Raw genomic sequence first — 17086 nt, 5'->3', positions numbered from 1 at the left:
GTGCAACAATTCTGGCTTTTCTTCATTTTCGCTTTGGTACGAACACGGTACAATAATGCCAGTAGGGAAAACGATGAAATTCAGCCGACACGAGTAAAGAAGGGAGAATGAAAATGAAACGCAAACGGATATGTGCATGGTTTATCACTGTGGCAATGCTGCTGACGATGCTGCCGTCAGCTTTTGCCGTATCATTTGCGGACACCCGCGGACACTGGGCGAAAGACGAGATCAACCGCTGGAGCGACCGCGGTGTCATTCAGGGCCACGACGGCGATTTTGAGCCGAACAGCCCGATAACAAGAGCAGATATGCGGTTATAATAGACCGCGTAATGGACTACCAGACTAAGGCGGAGAACAACTTCGCTGATCTGGGTACGGCGTACTACACCGACCCGATCCTGCGTGTAGCGCAGGCGGGCATTATGCAGGGTGACGGCAAAAATGTCCGCCCGAAGGACAAGATCACCCGTGAAGAGGCGGTCAGCATGCTGGCACGTGCACTGTCGGTAACAGTGGGCGGCAGCTCGACGAATTTTGCGGATAACAGCCGCATTTCCTCGTGGGCAATGTCAAACGTGGCAGCGTTTGCGGAGAATGGCTACATCGCAGGCCGCAGTGGAAACCGCTTTGAGCCGAAGGCGAATATCACCCGCGCAGAGGTCGTCAAGCTGTTAGATAACATGATTTCGGATTATATCACCGAATCTGGCACGGTAACACCCAAGGGCACCGATATTGTCATCGTCAAGACGTCTGGCGTTACACTGAACAAGACTAAGCTGAGCGGTACGGTTGTTCTCGGCGGCAAGGCCGGCGAAGTGAAGGCGACCGACTGCGAGATTACCGGCAAGGTTGTTAAGATTCACAACTCCACGCTGGTAACCAGCGGCAGCACGAGCACGGGCGGCTCGACCGGCGGTTCCTCGGGCGGTGGCTCGTCTGCACCGGCAGCACCGAGCGCGTACCCGCGCACCAAGGGGCAGGAGACCTCCAAGAGTCTGGGCGTATTCAACTATGACATGACCTATTTTGTCACGCTGACCGCACAGGACGGTGCAGACATTTACTACGAGATCGCGGAAGGCGCGGACAAGGCAGCCGTTCCGACCACGGCAAGCAAAAAGTTTGAAACCTACCAGTATCGTTAGATCGAGATCACCCAGCCGACCGCAAGTGCGGATGGTCCGGTCACCAAGACCTATAACGTCAAGGCGATCGCGGTGAAGAACGGCAGAACCAGCAGTGTTGCAAACTGGAACTACGATGTTACCAGCATTCCGCACCACGAGCTGAAGGTAGGCGCACCCAAGGACTGGAACGGCAATGATGTTCCGGATGTAACGCTCATTCAAGATTACGATAGCGACAAGATGTATCTGGTGCAGGGTGCCAAGCGCGCAATGGTTCTGGATGCCGGCTACTTTGACGCAGACGACGCGGCCAATCTGTACGAGACCGCACGAGAGATCGTCGGCGAAGGCAAGCCGATCGACCTTATCATCGGCCACCCGCACCCCGATCATGTGCAGATGACGCACCAGTTCCTGTGCGAAGAAAACAAGAATCTGGGCGCTAAGGTTTATGTCAACGAGCGCGGTATCGACGTGCTGCGCGAGTACGTGGAGCAGTTCGGCGTAGCCTCCGGCATGTTCGCGGATAAGGACGCAGCAGACGCGGCCTACGCTGCACAGCTGAAAACGCTGAAAAACGGCGACGTTTACGACATGGGCGGCACCAAGTTCAACGTAATCGAGCTGCCGGGCCATCAGGTAGCAGGCATTATGCTGTTTGATACCGCGACCGGCAATCTGTTCACGACCGATCAGGTCGGCAACAACCGTGCACACATCACGGATTCGTTCTGGATGCAGTTCGCAAACCTGTCTTCGACGTTCTTCGCGGACTCGATGGACGTGTATCTGTCCTCTCTGCAGATCGCGCTGGAGCGCGTAGACAGCCTCGGCACAGTAAAACGCATTCTCACCGGCCATAACGACGTAGTGCTGGACGGCACAGCAAGCTATCTGGATAACCTGCAGACAGCGGTGCAGAAGGTCGTTGACGAGGGCGAGGATGCTATGACGCCGACGCTGCGCACGCTTGACAGCTTTAATGGATACCTCGAAAACACCAAGACTGTTGTAGTCGGTGACCGTCTGAAGGATATCAACTGGGTCGGCATCAACGTCAACCTGCAGAATTATCTGTCCGACGGCTACCGCAACGGCAACGAAGATAAGATTGCAGATCTGTCCAATCTGTCCGTACACAAGCAGGGCGAGAAGGGCAATCTGCTGTGGAACGACCCGAATTTCGGCATCAATGTAAACTGGCAGTACCCGACGGACGGCACCAAGCCGACCCGCAAGACCACGACCAGCTTTACCGCTGAGGCGGATGCTGACGCGACCTCGATCGAGATTGTTCCGACCGCGGCGTCCTCCGGCGCGAAAATTACGGTGAATGGCAAGACGGTAGAATCGGGCAAGGCGTATCAGGGCGCGCTCACCGGCGGTACTACGCGCTTCGTGATCAAGGTAACGGCAAAGAACGGTTCGGACAGCAAGACCTATACGCTGAACGTCAGCAAGAAGAACAGCAATCAGGTTGCAGCACCGTACACCTATACGGATTATGACAGCTATACCGACCCGTACTATCCGGATACGCCGGGTACCTTCACGGTAACGCAGTACATAGCGCTGTTCTCGGATACCGAGGGTGCTGAGATCAAGTATACGGTGGATGGTTCTGACCCCAAGACTTCGACTACGGCAAAGGTGTTCGACCAGACCAAGTTCAAGGCGGCTTCCGACGTCGGCGGTGCAGAAGTGAAGGAACTCATCACCATCGGCGCAGATACGGACAACTGGGACGGCAGTGCAAAGCAGACCAAGGTGGAACTAAAAGCCTATGCCTCCAAGGCAGGCATGGAGGACAGTGAAGTCGTAACCTTTACTTACACGATCGACCGCATGTCCAAGATGGAGCACAAGAGCCGTCTGATGTACGATATGGACAGCATGAAGGTTTGGAGCGTCATTGATTACGACAGCGATAAAATGTATCTGATCAAAGGCTCTAAGGGCGCACTGCTGATCGACGCAGGCATGGCACCGGCAGGCGCAAACAACCTGTATGAATACTGTAAGCAGTTGGCAGGTACGGATAATATTGATGTTTACATTTCGCATGGTCATCCGGATCATATCACGCAGCTGGGCGATTTCGTTCAGGCAGGCCGCAAGGTCTACATCAACGAAAAGGATATCCCGATGGCGCTGCAGTATGTGAACGACAAGACCGTAACGGCAGGCGACTTTACCTGCATCAGCGAAGGCTATCAGTTTGACCTCGGCGGCGTTGTGCTGGATAACTACGACATTCCGGGACATACGCCGGGCTGCATGATGCTGCTCGACAAGGCACACAACATTCTTTATTCGTCCGATCAGCTGGGCTGTAACCGCCGCAGCGTTGCAGATTCGCTGACTCTGATAAATAATGACGTTCGCGTACTGCTTTCAAGCCTGCGCATCTTCCGCGATAAGGTAACTGCACTGGCGGAAGCGGGCGAGATCGACCTCGACAAGCTGGTCGTCTGGAGCGGCCATGATGACTACGAGATTCACGATCTGCTCGGTCATCTGGATACGCTGATCACCGCCGCACAGAACATCGTGGACTACGGTCCGGCAACCGCGATGCGCGTTTCGGTACGCAATACCGGCGGCTCGGACGGCGCTTCTTTCGCGGGCGACCGTTATGCAAACGGCGGCACCGGACACTTCATCTGCATGAACGGCAGCAAGGCGAACGTTCTGGCAGGCGAGGATTACACCGCAGTAGACGAACTGGACAAGAAATACCGTTCGGACTATTCGGGCGGCATGTCCGGTGCAAGCCGCGCGGTGCAGGGCATATGTGTCCGTGCGCTGGCCATGAGCGGCGATACGCTGTTCCGGTTCTTTGAGCGGTTTGATCAGCTGGTGTGAGCAATAACAAAAGGCTCCTGTGTCACAAGACACAGGAGCCTTTTGCACCACTGCGGAGGGACACAGCGGCGCTGTCTAACGGCAGCAGTGCACGGGGAGTCGGACGTTATGCACCAATGCCGAGAGGCGAAAAGATAAGGTACATGATCGCAACAACTGCCGCACCGGCAATCGCCCAGACCTTGCCGCTCTTCCAGGGGGTCATATCCATGACCTTGGCATCCGGCATCTCCCACGCCAGCTGACGCGGACTTACCTTGATGCAGATTGCATAGATGATGCACTCGAGGACGAACAGCGCGAATACAACGTACAGATAGTGGAACCGGCTGAAGAACGGGATGACCTTGGTCAGACCGTACAGCACGATGTGGACCGGAATAACAATCTTTGGGGCGATGGCAGGCGCCTTTTTGCTCAGCAGACCGAACAGAACAGCGGTCAGCAGCGGCATGGAGAAGAAGCCCCAGCACTCATTGATGAAGTTCATAATGCCGGTGCCGAAGAACATGACGAACGGTGCAATGGCGATGGAAACCACGCCGACAACCGTACCGAAGATCTGGCCGACCTTAACGACCTTGTTGTTGGAGGCCTGCTTGCCCCAGATGGGCTGCCAAACGTTCAGCGTGAAGATAGTGGATGCGGAGTTCAGCACCGAGTTGAACGAGGACAGGATCGCGCCGAACATAACGGCTGCAAAGAAGCCCATCAGCGGCTTGGGCAGCACTTTCATAACGAGAAGCGGGTACGCCTGGTCAGCCGCCATGCCGACCGAGGTGTCCATCTGGCCGTTTGCAGCCAGCAGCTGGAACGCGATGATGCCCGGCAGAACGATGACAAATACGTCAAGGCACTTGAAGAAGCCGGCCCAGATCGCGCCCTTCTGGCTCTCAGCGAGGTTTTTGCCGCCGAGCGAACGCTGGATGATGGACTGGTTGGTCGCCCAGTAGAACAGGTTGTTGACGAACATACCGGTCAGCAGCAGCGGCCACGGTACTTCCGGCGGAAGTGCATTCGGCGCGGACCATGCGTTCATCTTTTCCGGCGTTGCGGAGATGAGGTGATCCAGACCGGCCATGAAGCCGCCGCCGTCCAGCTTGCCGAGGGCAAGAATGCCGAGGATCGGGATAGCGAAGCCGCCGATGATCAAACCGACGCCATTGATGGTATCCGAGTAGGCAACGGCTTTCAGGCCGCCGAATACCGCATAACACATACCGATGATGCCGGTGCCGATGCAGATGATGGTGATGGCGCTGAAATAGCTGATGCCGAACATACTCTCGAGGTCGAAAATCTTAACCAGTGCGACCGCACCCGAATACAGGATGGTCGGCAGCATAGTAACGACATACGCGATCAGGAACAGCAGCGAGAACAGGCGCATGGTGAAGGTATCGTAGCGCATCTCGAAGAACTCCGGGATGGTTGCGATGCCGCCGCGCAGCAGCTTGGGCAGGAACACGAACGCCAGCACGATCAGCGCGAACGCCGAGGTGGCCTCCCATGCCATCGTACTCATGTTGCCCGCAAACGCCTGTCCGTTCGTGCCGACAAGCTGTTCTGCGGAAAGGTTGGTCATCATCAGAGAACCGGCGATAACGATGCCGGGCAGTCCGCGTCCTGCGAGGAAGTAGCCTTCCTTGGTGGACAGGTCGTCATCGCGTGTTTTCCACCACGAGAGCACCGCGACAAGCACGGTGAACGCGATAAAGGTTGCGACAGTAAATGCCATTTTGTTGTTTTCCCCCTTGTTTTTTTTTACTGTGTGGGCTGATTTTTGGGCGCGGAAAACCGCCTCCCCCTTTTGAAGAGGCGGTTTTCCGCGGTATTTCGTTGGTGCGAGTTTGATTAAGAGGTTCCCAGGCGCTTTTCTACCTCAGCGCGGCGTTCTGCGGCGTTGTCAGCCGTTACAACGGTAGCATCGGTCGCAATGAACTCGTCCAGCTTTTTGCCGTTCAGCGCATCGACTGCGGCCTGCACGCCGAGGTAGCCAACATCGTAGCCGTCTACCGCGACTGTCATGGTTTCCTGACCGGCGAGGATCGCATCGATACCGGCCAGATTGCCGCCGATGCCGACAAAGATGGTGTTCTTGTACGCCGGGAATGCGGCTGCGGCACGGGCGGCACCGGCTGCCATATCATCGTTGTTCGCTACGATGATGGATACGCCCTCCGGATGTGCCTGAATGATGGCTTCCATGCAGGTAACAGCCTTGTCCGCTACGCTGTCTGCGTACTGCGTCTCGGCAGAGAGATACTCGCCGCCAGCCTCGGCAATGCCCTGCTTAAAGCCTGCAATGCGTGCCTCCGAGGTGGAGTCGCCCTGCACACCCATGATGCCGATGGCGGTAATCTTATCCCAGCCCTTATCCTTTGCCGCCTCAACAGCGGCCTTGCCGCCCATTGCGGCCAGCTCCTCGTTGTTGAAACCGACAAAGCTGAGCACCTTGTCCGAGTCGATGGCGGTATCAATCGCCACGATCGGCAGGTCGGTATTTGCAATCTGTGTTGCAACGGTTTCCGCCTGAAGCGGCGCAACCACCATTGCATCACAGTCGTTCGCGCTGAGCGTGGTTTCGATCATGGAAAGCTGCTCGTCATATGCGGTTTCCGAGCTCGCGCCCAGAACATCAACGGTTACGCCCAAATCCTTGCCGGCCTGCTTGCAGCCGTTGCCGACGTACTGCCAGTACTCGGAAGCCAGTGTTTTCAGGATGACTTTGATATGGTAATCCTGCTGTGTGGTCTGGTCGGCAGTGTCACCGCCGTTATTTGTCTGTGCGGTGCTGCCGCCGCAGCCTGCGAGAGCGCTCATCATCAACGCGCCGGATACCAATGCAGCGAGTAATCTCTTTTTCATAATCGTTCCTCCGAAATCAGGTAATAACAGATATTAAAATAGAAAAGAAATGCTATCAGAAGATTCTTGGGGATATGCTGTTGATGGAATTATTCGTAATCCACCCACGCGGAACCCTTGTCTGCGGATTCCACGCACTTTTCGATCCACTTGATGCCCTGTGCGCCGGCCTTGACATCCGGATACCAGAAGTCGCCGTAAGCGCCCTTGTCCGCATCAGCCATAGCGACTGCAAAGCGGGCATACAGGTTGCTCCACGCCTCGAACAGACCCTCGGCATGGCCGCCGCCGATGCGGTCCTCGACACGCGCCTCGTCGGTCAGGTAGCCTGCGCCGCGCTCGAGCACGCGGGACGGCTCACCCTCGATCTCGTACAGCATCTGGTTCGGGCGCTCGTCATCCCACTCGAGGGATGCCTTGGAGCCGACCACGCGGATCTTGTGATAGTGGCGTGCGCCGCTGTTGATTGAGCTTGCCCAGCAGTATACCTGAGCGCCTGCCTGTACGTTTTCGCTGCCCTTGAGGTTCATGATAACGAAGGCATTGTCCTCCAGCTCGCGGCCCTCAACGAAGGAACGCTTGGTGCACATCAGGTTGTCGATCTTCATGTCCGGGATCATGGCCTCGATGATGAACAGCGGATGCGTGCCGACATCACCGAGTGCGAACGACGGACCTGCCTTGGACGGGTCAAAGCGCCACTTTGCGGACGGAACCTTGTCCTCGATCTTGAAGTTGTAGCCGCCAAATGCGAAACTCATGTTGATAACGCGGATTTCACCGAGATCGCCGTTTTTGATCATTTGGCGCGCCTGCTGGATCAGCTGGTGACCGGAGTAGCCGTAAGTCACGCCGACAACGCGGTGCTTTTCTTCTGCCAGCTTGACCAGTTCGTCTGCCTGTTCAGAAGTGAAGCACAGCGGCTTCTCGCAGACAACGTGCAGACCGGCTTCGAGAGCAGCCTTGCAGACCTCGTAGTGCATACCGTTCGGCGTTGCGATGGAAACCGCCTGCACGCCGTCCGGACGCTTGGCCTCCTCAGCGAACATGGTCTTGTAATCCGGATAGCAGCGGTCCGGATCAACATGCAGCTGCTTGCCGAAGTCCTTGCCGCGCTCGGGATCAATGTCGAACGCACCGGCAACCAGATCAAAGTTGAAGTCGCGCAGTGCCGCTGAGCGATGGATGTAGCCGATCTGACTGCCGCGGCCGCCGCCGACCATGCCCCAGCGAATGGGATTTTCTACTCGTTTTTCACCGTAATACATAAAGAAATCCTCCTTAAAAACTACATGAATATTAAATTATTGTGTTTGAACTATTGAGAGAGTGGAGTGGGAGCACGGGAGAGAAGAGCCGTGCTCCTCGCTCGGATGTGATCAGATTTCGTAGCCGACCGACTTCAGATAGTCCACGCTGGCCTTTACATCGCGCAGGCTGGTGTCCGAGTTGCGCGGGTCGCGCTCCTGCTCAATGGTGATGTAACCGGAATAACCGATATCTGCAAGCGCCTTCTTGATGGCCGGATAGTCGAGCGAACCCGTGCCGATGGGGCACATCGCGCCCTTGCCGCAGCCGTCGAAGAAGCGGATGCGCTCACCGAGTACTTGACGGTAAACGGTTTCGTTTACGTCCTTGAAGTGGACGTAATCCAGCTTGTCAGCGTACTTTTTGAGGTACTCCACCGGGTCCATGTGCGAATAGTACAGGTGACCGGTGTCCAGACACAGACCGGCAACCTCGTACGGAATATCGCGGACAACCTTTGCAATCTCGTCTGCAAACTCGATGTAGCCGCCTGCATGCGGATGGATAACCGGACGAACGCCCCATTTGTTTGCGCGCTCGCATACAGCGCGGACGTTGCCCATGAAGCGCGCCCATTCCTCGTCCGACAGACGCGGCGCGGTGTCCGGATGGCCTGCGGCGTAGTCGCGCTCGTCGTGTCCCCAATCCATAACGGTCATGTACGGCGTGGGGAACTTCTGGCCGTCGTGGGTCTTGAGCACCGGCAGCTTGGGGTCGGTGATCAGGCGGCAGATGTCGTCAACCGCGTGCAGCACGCTCTCCTGATTGTCCGCATCGAGCAGATCGTGGAAAATGGTGCCTGCTACGATGGCGAGACCGTTCTTTTTCAGCTCATTTGCGACCAGCTCGGCATCGATGGGCAGGTAGCCGTAGGGGCCAAGCTCGATGGCGCTGTAACCGGCTTTACCGGCTTCCTCCAGTACGCGCGTCCAGGGAGGTAAATACGGATTCTTGGGGTCGTCTACACCCCAGCAGCAGGGTGCACCGCAGATTTGAATGCTCATAATTGAAAACTCCTTTCGAGGCTTAACTGAAGTTTTTGTTCTTTTTGATGATTTCATTATACTATTTCGGCGAATATGGTGTTTCTTTCTTCTTGCGTTTTGTTTTGCGGAAAATATTGAAATATTGCACAAAAAGCAGGGGTAGCAATTTGGTTTATACGGATTCTTGCGGTCTGTGCAAAAATACGCTATACTATACCCATATTTACACAGGGGGAAAGAGCATGGCGGAAGAAATACGTTTTGTATCCGGTCAGATGCCGAGTCTGCTGTACGCCACCAAGCAGATCGTAGCGGCATCGGCTATCACGCGCGCCATTCATCGGCACGAGCGGTTCACGGAAATGCTGTATGTTTATCAGGGGGCCGGACAGTACATCGCAGGCGGCTACAGCTATCCGATCCGCACGGGTGATATCTTACTATATAATCAAGGCGATCTGCATGAAGTCACCTCGTCCCTGCAACACGAGATCGGTACGCTCTGCTTTGGCATTTCCGGTCTGCAGCTGTGCGGACTGCCGGAAGGGCATTTCACCAAGGCAGAAAACGGATTTGTGCGTCCGGCGATGGACGAGATTGACCACATGCAGTCGCTCAGCGAACTGATTTACGAGCACGCGGAACGGAGAACGTCCTACTCGGATGAAATCGTCGCACAGCTGCTGCCTGCGCTGGTGCTGCTGTCGGCCAATCTGCCGCCGGATGCGCGCGCCGCCGATCAGCCGCATAATCTGGTGCTGGCGAACCGTATCCGGCAGTACATCGGCACGCATTTCACCGAGCAGCTGACACTCGAGGATATTGGAGAGGCGCTGTCCATGTCGCCGTATCATCTGGCGCATATATTTAAGGAGATCACGGGTATGTCGCCCATCCATTATATGATTCGCTGCCGTGTCGGTGAGGCGCAGAACCTGCTCATTTCCACCGATTACAGCGCAACGCAGATTGCCGCCATCGTCGGCTACACCAACGTAAACCACTTCAACGCCATTTTTGCGAAGCTGGTCGGTCTGCCGCCGATTCGGTATCGCAGGAAGTATCTGGAGAATATGCAGGGCAGCAGACTGCAGTAAAAGAACCTCGTCAAAGAATGCAGCGGATTCTCTGGCGAGGTTTTAAATATTCTACAGGAATTTTAATGGTGCGGACGATGCTCGTTAAAAAATCAGGACGGAAGGCTCGAGAGACCTTCCGTCCTGATTTTATTAGAGGGGTGTTGCCTTAAGGTTTGGTTTGGAAATTTCTATCTGAGTGAATAGGTAGACTGTGTGAGTTTAGTCGATTCGCTTTACCAGATCCTCCGGAATCTTAGCAGTGCCCTGACCGTAATACTGGAATACGTCAACCATCTGCTGAATCTGCGCGTCGCTCATCTGCTTGATCTCGCCGTTGACGCAGGCTGCGCGGGCAGCCAGATAGCATTTTGCGGCTTCTTCGAGGTAGACCGCAGCGTACAGCGCCTGATTGAGGTCCTTGCCGACCGTCATAACGCCGTGCTGAGACAGGATAACGGCATGACCGTTGCCGACGTACTTGACGGTATCGATGCCCATATCGATCGAGCCGGCAGCCGAATACGGCGTGATCGGCACATTGCCGCCGGCGGCATTGGCCAGTGCGGTGATGCATACGCGGAACTCGGTCAGGCCCGGAATGAGCGAAACCGCAGTCGCATACGGCTGGTGGGTGTGGATAACGGCGTTGATATCCGGACGCTCGCGGAAGATATGCAGGATAGCCGGTGTGTCGGACGAGGGCTTGCGGGTGCCTTCGATGACATTGCCGTCGATATCCATGACGATCATATCATCCTCGACCATCTTCTCATACATCATGCCGGACGGCGTAACGAGAATCTCGCCGGTCGGCATGCGTACGCTCAGGTTGCCGCAGGTCAGCGATACCAGCTCATAACGGTCGAGCAGGATACCGGCTTCGATGATTTCTTTTTTCATTTCCGAAAACATGGTGAATTCCTCCTAAAAAATCGTGAGCAGCTGTTCCGGTTTGCGGACGATGAATTCCGGATGGTAGGGCAGCAGCATTTCGAGCGGCTGATAGCCCCATGCGGCAGCAGCGGCTGCCGTTTGCGTGTTGCGTGCGGTCTGCATGTCCACATCGGTGTCACCGACATAGAGTATCTGCTCACGTGGTATGCCCAGCTGATCAAGCACAGGGTCCATCGAGTGCGGATCGGGTTTGGAGATGGTCTCTGGCGTCTGTCCGACGCACAGCTCCATCGCATCTCCGAAAAATCGGTCGATGAGCGCACAGGCAACGGCGTTGGGTTTATTCGTCAGAACGGCGTTCTTGATGCCGCGGCGGTTCAGCTCCGCAAGCGTTTCACACACCCCTGCATACGGCTGGGTGAGATAGGTGAAATCGCTGAGGTACGCGGCGCAGTCGTAATCGCGTATCGCGGGCTGAAGTGCGGCAACCCGATCAGGCGGGCAGCCGCCGAGCTTCAGCAGCTTATGGTAAAACTCCGCGATAGAAAGGCGGCACAGGTCACGGCATTCGTCGAGTGTAATGTCGTGAAAGCCGAAATGACGAAGGGACTGGTTACAGTAATGGTGAATGGTCGGCAGGGTATAGAGCAGCGTGCCGTCCAAATCCCAGACGCAGGCGCGAAAGCCCATTTATACCTCCAGGAAGTCTACAAAGCGAACGGCTTCCAGATCGGACTCTGCAACGCCGAGCTTCTTGCCGGTCAGGTCCTCGACAGCGGATACGAGGTGCATGGCATCAATGCCGTACTTCTTCATCAGATACATCTTGGACGCACCGTGCGGATAGCCCGGCAGGCCGATCTTGACCAGACGCTTGCCCAGTCCGTTCTCTGCGATAACATCAGCAACAGCGGAGCCGAGACCGCCGATATCCAGATGGTTTTCGATGGTAACAACGCCGTACTTGCTCTTATTGATGGCCTCAACGATGGTCGGGTCGGTGAACGGCTTGAGGGTGGAAACGTGCATATGCTGTACGGAAACGCCCTTTTCCTTCAGAACTGCGGTAGCGCGCATTGCTTCCTCGGTGCAGATGGAGGAGGACAGCAGAACGATGTCATCGCCTTCGCTCAGTACGCGGGCACGGTTGAATTGCATCGGCTCGTTTGCCGGGAACAGGCGCGGAACTTCCTTGCGAAGCATGCGGATGTAAACCGGACCGTTGTAGTTGTATGCCAGATCGAGCACGCCTTCGATTTCGGTTGCATCACCGATGTCGAAGATGGCCATGTTCGGCACCGTGCGCAGTACGCCGATGTCGTTGATGGACTGGTGGGTAACACCGCCCGGCGTGGTAATGCCCGGCACAAAGCCGACGAATACAACCGGCAGATTCGGATAAGCAACACTCATTTCCAGCTGATCGAGGATGCGGCGATACAGGAATACCGCAAAGGTGTGCAGGAATGGACGGTAGCCTTCACGGCACATGCCGGCTGCCCAGGAGCACATGTTCTGCTCAGCGATACCCATGGTCAGATAGCGGTCCGGGTAGGTCTGGCGGAACTTTTTTACTTCGCAGGAGGAGCCGAGGTCGGCCGACATAACCAGAACCTCCGGATGCTCGGCTGCGAAGCGAATCATATTTTTTTCATGTGTATTAACTTCGATCTTCATTTTGAACTCCTTCCTTCTCACATCTCGTCATAGATCTTCTGGAATTCATCACGCTCGTCAGCGCCGATGCGGATAAAATGCATCGAACGCGGCTTTTCGAGCGGCTTAACGCCGGTCCAGCCGTGCGTGCGTGCGATAACAACGAGCGGCTTGCCCTCATGCGGGGTCTCACATGCTTTGCAGAAGTCCTCAATGTCATGGCCGTTTGCCTCAACGCAGACCGCGCCGAACGAGGTGAAGCGGTCGATCAGCGGCTCCTCGGTCATCTGATCCTCAATCTTGCCCTCAACCTGCTGGTCGTTTGCATCGATTACAACGATGAAATTATCCAGCTTGTAGTAACCGGCTGCCTGAATGCACTCCCAGGTCTGACCTTCCTGCAGCTCACCGTCACCGAGCAGAACATAGCACTTGCCGGTGTCGCCGCGGCGCTTGCGGGCATGAGCCGTGCCGCCTGCGATCGAGATGGTCTGGCCGAGCGAGCCTGCGGTATTCTCAAATCCGGGGGAGTGCTCCGCACCGATCATTTCCATGTTCCAGCCGTCTACATTGAATTTGTCCATGCAGTCCGGGCTGATGCGGCCGGTCTCTGCCAGTGCGGCGTAGATAACCGAAGCATAGTGGCAGCAGGATACAAAGAAACGGTCCTTATCCGGTGCAGGAGCGCCGTTGTAAGAGGAGCCTCGCTGATAATCCATATTATCCGGCCCCGGAACGCCGGGGAACGGAATCGGCTCCCAGCTGCCGACGGACGGACCGAGGTTCATCACACGGGTGTACAGGGAGGCAATGATTTCTGCCGACGAGCACGCCTGTGCCAGATAGCAGCCGCCGGTTTTCAGTGCAACGCCGAGAATCTGCTTGCGGATTCCGTTAGCGACCGCCTGAATATCGGCGGTGGAATAATTTTTTTCACTCATAAGAGCATGACTCCTTTCTGAATCCAATACCTATACGAACAGTCGGTGCTGTGGGTTGTGGTGTCGATCCCTTAAAAACATTATTTCATATGTAAGCACAAATGTCAACGATAGAAAACTTGTCATTTGTGCCAAAAACGAGTTGATGAAATTAGTCAAATAGTGAAAAACGACGATTGAAGCGCGGAAATGGCTTGACGAGACTGTTTATGTTGCCTATAATGAGATAAAAGGAATTTAGAAAACGGTTCACAACAATGAACAAAATTTCAAACATTCCCGCGAGTTCCATGAAAGGAAGATGAATTATGAAAGCTGTTGTGAAAACGGAGACCGGTTTTGATCATATGCAGTATACAGATATTCCGGAACCCCAAGCGACCGGAGATCTGGTAAAGATCAAGATCGCGTACTCCGGTATCTGCGGCACTGATCTTCATGCGTTCAAGGGCACCTACGCGAGCACTAAGCCGCCGGTTGTACTCGGCCATGAGTTCTCCGGTGTAGTCACCGAGATCGGTCCGGACGTAAAGGATGTTAAGGTGGGAGATCGCGTTACCAGCGAGACCACCTTCAAGACCTGCGGCGTATGCCCGATGTGCAAATCCAAGGATTACAATCTGTGCGGCAACCGGCAGGGCATTGGCACCCAGATTAACGGCTCGATGGCTGAGTATCTGGTCAGCAGAGAGGAAAGCGTTCACGTCCTGCCGGATAACGTATCGCTGCTGAGTGCCGCGCTCACTGAACCGCTTGCGTGCGGCGTACATGCTGCTATCGAGAAGGGCAATGTACAGCCTGGCGATATCTGCGTGGTATTCGGTGTCGGCGCAATCGGCCAGATGGTTATGCAGGTGGCAAAGAGTCAGGGCGCGACCGTTATCGTTGCCGGACTGAGCCACGATGCGGAACGCTTTGAGATTGCAAAGAGTGCAGGCGCGGACCGCTGTGTTGATCAGCAGACCGAGAACATCAAGGATATCGTGATGGAGATGACGAACGGTGTCGGTGCGGACAAGTGCTTTGAGTGCTCGGGTGCGGTTCCGGCAGCCAACAAGGCGCTTGAGCTGGTACGCCGCAAGGGCACAGTTGTACAGATGGGCGTGTTCCCGCAATCGCATGAGAGTATCTGGACCGACCTGATCCTGCATCACGAGATCAACTATGTTGGCTCCCGCAGCCAGAAGCCGTCCTCGTGGGTCAAGGCTCTGGAGCTTTTGGCGGCAGGCACAGTTGTACCGGAAAAGATCGTCACCTCAATCGATCCGCTGGAGAAATGGCGCGACGGCTTTGACAAGATGATCCGAGGCGAAGGCGCCAAGGGTGTTATCGTGCTGGATGACAGTCTGCAATAAGCAATTCCACGACGGATAAAGAATGAACTGATTATGATAAAGAAATGAGAGAAAAGAAAAAACCAATACCGCTTGTACGGTATTGGTTGATTCTTAAAAGGGATGCTTATTCGGGTACGGCAACGCCTTCCATTTCCAGCATGCGGCGGGCGAGTGCCTCGTCCGCGACCAGTACGTTGATGTACTTTCCGCGCACGGCGGCAAGCGTGCACTCTGCCTTTTCGGCGCTGGCGTTGATGCCGATCGACCACGCCGGAGTGCGCATTGCCTCCAACGGAGCGGAGATGACGTAGCGGCTGTCCAGCTGAACCTCGTTGCCGTTGATGTCAAACATGCGGCCGAGCAGACTGGAAACCGCACCGCGGCGCATCAGCTCCTTGCGCTCCTCGGCGTTGTAGCAGCCGGATTTATAAAGTGAGCCGTTAGCGTCATTCAGCGAACCGATGCCGGTGAGGATGATATCTACCGAACCTGCCTTCTTGAGTGTTGCTTCAATCTGCGGCTCGGCGGTGAGATAGGAGTAAACCAGCTCGCTGTCCACATAGACCGGTGCATAGATGTTGGAATAGGTGCCGTGCACCTTTTTGGAAAGCCGGAGCGCAAGCTCGAGGCCGTCCACACGCGGATTGCCGGTGCCGAGGCAGCCGACCATCTGCACAACAGTTACATTATAGTAGTCGGAATAATCGGTCGGTTCGAGGACATCGCACAGTGCTTCCAGTGCACGGCCCCACGAAATGCCGATAGACATGTTGTTTTCCAGTACGGTCGAAAGAAAATCTACTGCACAGTGTGCACAGCGTGTCAGGGACTGGTCGAATTCATAATCTCCGGCAACGATGACCGCATCGCGTAAACCGAAGGTTGTACGAACAAGGTGCGAAAGCTGCGGATTTTTGTTGATCGGACTATGAACGATGATTTCAACCACGCCGGTCTCCTTCGCTTCATCGAGAAGGCGGGAGATGGTGGGACGGGAAATGCCGGTGATTTTGCTGATATCCTGCTGGCTGAGATTCTGCTGATAATAAAGCTCGGAGATTCGTACGAGCAAATCGGTACGGCTGCTCATAATAGGCCTCCTTAAAAATTTGAAAAGTTAGATGAACATTTGTTCGCAACACAAAGTATAGCGTTTTTCGTATAGAATGTCAATAAACGTATTGACAAAAAGTGAAAAATCCAATATGATATTGCCCGTAGGAATTGTAGTAATACTCCATAGGAATAGTAGGAAATAGGAGGAACATCCATGTTCACCAGTGAATTTGTTGTAAAAAATCCAACCGGTCTGCACGCGCGTCCGGCCAGCCAGCTGGCCAAGCTGTGCAAGGATATTCCGGATGATATTCGTCTGATCTGCGAAAAAGGCACGATTAACCCCAAAAATGTAATTGGAATTTTGACCGCAGGCCTGAAAAAAGGTTCAGCAATCAAAATCGAGGTAGAAGGCGCCAGCGAGCAGGAATCCGGTGCAAAGATCATGGAATTCCTGGAAGGCTTGACCGACTGAGAAGAAAAGGAGAAATGAAGATGGAGCAGGCAACCTTTCGCAATCTGATTTTGCGGGATGTGGAAGCGGCAAACGCCGAGGAGGCAATCCGCAAGGTCGGTCAGCGTTTTTACGATGAAGGCTTCGTAAAGGACACCTATATTGATGCAGTTGTTGCGCGTGAGAAGAATTACGCGACCGGTCTGCAGCTGGCGGATATCGCGGTAGCTATGCCGCACACCGATCCGCAGCATGTTAACCGCCCGGGCGTGTGCATCGCACAGCTTAAGCACCCGGTCGAGTTTGAACATATGGGCGATCCGGATACCAAGGTGCAGGCGGAAATGCTGTTCATGATGGCCATCAAGAATCCGGATGAGCAGGTCGAGCTGCTGCAGAAGGTGCTCGGCGTATTCCAGCAGCCGGAGGTCGTTGCTGCATTCCGCGCAGCAAAAAATGAAGACGAGCTGTTCGAGGCGGCTCAGAAGTACATTGGTTGATTACAGG

General features: G+C 55.1%; 16 protein-coding genes. 7 read left to right on the top strand and 9 right to left on the bottom strand.

Features of this window, described 5'->3' with window-relative positions:
• Positions 1 to 113 precede the first annotated feature (113 nt).
• The 3 genes from IEY11_RS05190 to IEY11_RS05180 all read left to right on the top strand — a co-directional run bounded on the left by IEY11_RS05190 (position 114) and on the right by IEY11_RS05180 (position 4000).
• Positions 114 to 323, top strand: a complete 210-nt coding sequence (locus tag IEY11_RS05190) for an S-layer homology domain-containing protein (RefSeq protein ID WP_158578270.1) — start codon at positions 114 to 116, stop codon at positions 321 to 323.
• Positions 324 to 334: 11 nt separating this feature from the next.
• A complete protein-coding gene (locus IEY11_RS05185; protein WP_118729062.1) occupies positions 335 to 1153 on the top strand; it encodes an S-layer homology domain-containing protein in 819 nt (272 codons plus the stop codon).
• Positions 1154 to 1225: 72 nt separating this feature from the next.
• On the top strand, positions 1226 to 4000 hold the full coding sequence (locus IEY11_RS05180; protein ID WP_118729061.1) for an MBL fold metallo-hydrolase: 2775 nt from the start codon (positions 1226 to 1228) through the stop codon (positions 3998 to 4000).
• 106 nt (positions 4001 to 4106) lie between these two features.
• On the opposite strand, the gene IEY11_RS05175 is transcribed toward IEY11_RS05180, so the two are convergent.
• The 4 genes from IEY11_RS05175 to IEY11_RS05160 all read right to left on the bottom strand — a co-directional run bounded on the left by IEY11_RS05175 (position 4107) and on the right by IEY11_RS05160 (position 9180).
• On the bottom strand, positions 4107 to 5738 hold the full coding sequence (locus IEY11_RS05175; protein WP_117751237.1) for a solute:sodium symporter family transporter: 1632 nt from the start codon (positions 5736 to 5738) through the stop codon (positions 4107 to 4109).
• A 116-nt stretch (positions 5739 to 5854) separates the two neighbouring features.
• Positions 5855 to 6868, bottom strand: coding sequence for a sugar ABC transporter substrate-binding protein (locus tag IEY11_RS05170; RefSeq protein WP_188885994.1), 1014 nt, complete (start codon positions 6866 to 6868; stop codon positions 5855 to 5857).
• 89 nt (positions 6869 to 6957) lie between these two features.
• Entirely contained in the window at positions 6958 to 8136 is a 1179-nt protein-coding gene (locus tag IEY11_RS05165; protein WP_188885993.1) for a Gfo/Idh/MocA family protein, read from the bottom strand.
• Between the two features lie 111 nt (positions 8137 to 8247).
• The gene (locus IEY11_RS05160) at positions 8248 to 9180 is read right to left on the bottom strand and encodes a sugar phosphate isomerase/epimerase family protein (protein ID WP_188885992.1); all 933 of its coding nucleotides are present in this window, start codon (positions 9178 to 9180) and stop codon (positions 8248 to 8250) included.
• A 224-nt stretch (positions 9181 to 9404) separates the two neighbouring features.
• Here IEY11_RS05160 and IEY11_RS05155 point away from each other — a divergent pair, with 224 nt between their 5' ends.
• Positions 9405 to 10259 (top strand): helix-turn-helix domain-containing protein, encoded by an 855-nt coding sequence (locus tag IEY11_RS05155; RefSeq protein WP_188885991.1) that lies wholly within the window; start codon positions 9405 to 9407, stop codon positions 10257 to 10259.
• A gap of 201 nt (positions 10260 to 10460) precedes the next feature.
• Here the strand turns inward: IEY11_RS05155 and IEY11_RS05150 are convergent, their stop codons facing one another.
• The 4 genes from IEY11_RS05150 to IEY11_RS05135 are packed head-to-tail and all read right to left on the bottom strand — an operon-like array spanning position 10461 to position 13732.
• Positions 10461 to 11153 (bottom strand): class II aldolase/adducin family protein, encoded by a 693-nt coding sequence (locus IEY11_RS05150; protein ID WP_110436230.1) that lies wholly within the window; start codon positions 11151 to 11153, stop codon positions 10461 to 10463.
• A 12-nt stretch (positions 11154 to 11165) separates the two neighbouring features.
• The gene (locus tag IEY11_RS05145) at positions 11166 to 11825 is read right to left on the bottom strand and encodes an HAD family hydrolase (protein WP_118729056.1); all 660 of its coding nucleotides are present in this window, start codon (positions 11823 to 11825) and stop codon (positions 11166 to 11168) included.
• A complete protein-coding gene (locus IEY11_RS05140; protein WP_118479004.1) occupies positions 11826 to 12812 on the bottom strand; it encodes a transketolase family protein in 987 nt (328 codons plus the stop codon). It abuts the gene before it with no gap.
• A 17-nt stretch (positions 12813 to 12829) separates the two neighbouring features.
• Positions 12830 to 13732: a 1-deoxy-D-xylulose-5-phosphate synthase N-terminal domain-containing protein gene (locus tag IEY11_RS05135; RefSeq protein ID WP_118479006.1), complete on the bottom strand. Its 903-nt coding sequence runs from the start codon at positions 13730 to 13732 to the stop codon at positions 12830 to 12832.
• Positions 13733 to 14040: 308 nt separating this feature from the next.
• Between IEY11_RS05135 and IEY11_RS05130 the strand changes: the two genes are divergently transcribed.
• On the top strand, positions 14041 to 15087 hold the full coding sequence (locus IEY11_RS05130) for a zinc-binding dehydrogenase (protein ID WP_188885990.1): 1047 nt from the start codon (positions 14041 to 14043) through the stop codon (positions 15085 to 15087).
• A gap of 106 nt (positions 15088 to 15193) precedes the next feature.
• Here IEY11_RS05130 and IEY11_RS05125 read toward each other — a convergent pair whose 3' ends face one another.
• Positions 15194 to 16159: a sugar-binding transcriptional regulator gene (locus IEY11_RS05125; RefSeq protein ID WP_118479010.1), complete on the bottom strand. Its 966-nt coding sequence runs from the start codon at positions 16157 to 16159 to the stop codon at positions 15194 to 15196.
• A gap of 180 nt (positions 16160 to 16339) precedes the next feature.
• Here IEY11_RS05125 and IEY11_RS05120 point away from each other — a divergent pair, with 180 nt between their 5' ends.
• Both IEY11_RS05120 and IEY11_RS05115 read left to right on the top strand, forming a co-directional pair.
• The gene (locus tag IEY11_RS05120) at positions 16340 to 16600 is read left to right on the top strand and encodes an HPr family phosphocarrier protein (protein ID WP_118479012.1); all 261 of its coding nucleotides are present in this window, start codon (positions 16340 to 16342) and stop codon (positions 16598 to 16600) included.
• Positions 16601 to 16620: 20 nt separating this feature from the next.
• The gene (locus IEY11_RS05115) at positions 16621 to 17079 is read left to right on the top strand and encodes a PTS sugar transporter subunit IIA (RefSeq protein ID WP_118479014.1); all 459 of its coding nucleotides are present in this window, start codon (positions 16621 to 16623) and stop codon (positions 17077 to 17079) included.
• Positions 17080 to 17086 lie beyond the last annotated feature (7 nt).

This window comes from Butyricicoccus faecihominis, assembly GCF_014648015.1.
In the GTDB taxonomy this organism is placed as follows: Bacteria; Bacillota; Clostridia; order Oscillospirales; family Butyricicoccaceae; genus Agathobaculum; species Agathobaculum butyriciproducens.
This window is presented reverse-complemented; position numbering and strand designations above follow the sequence as displayed.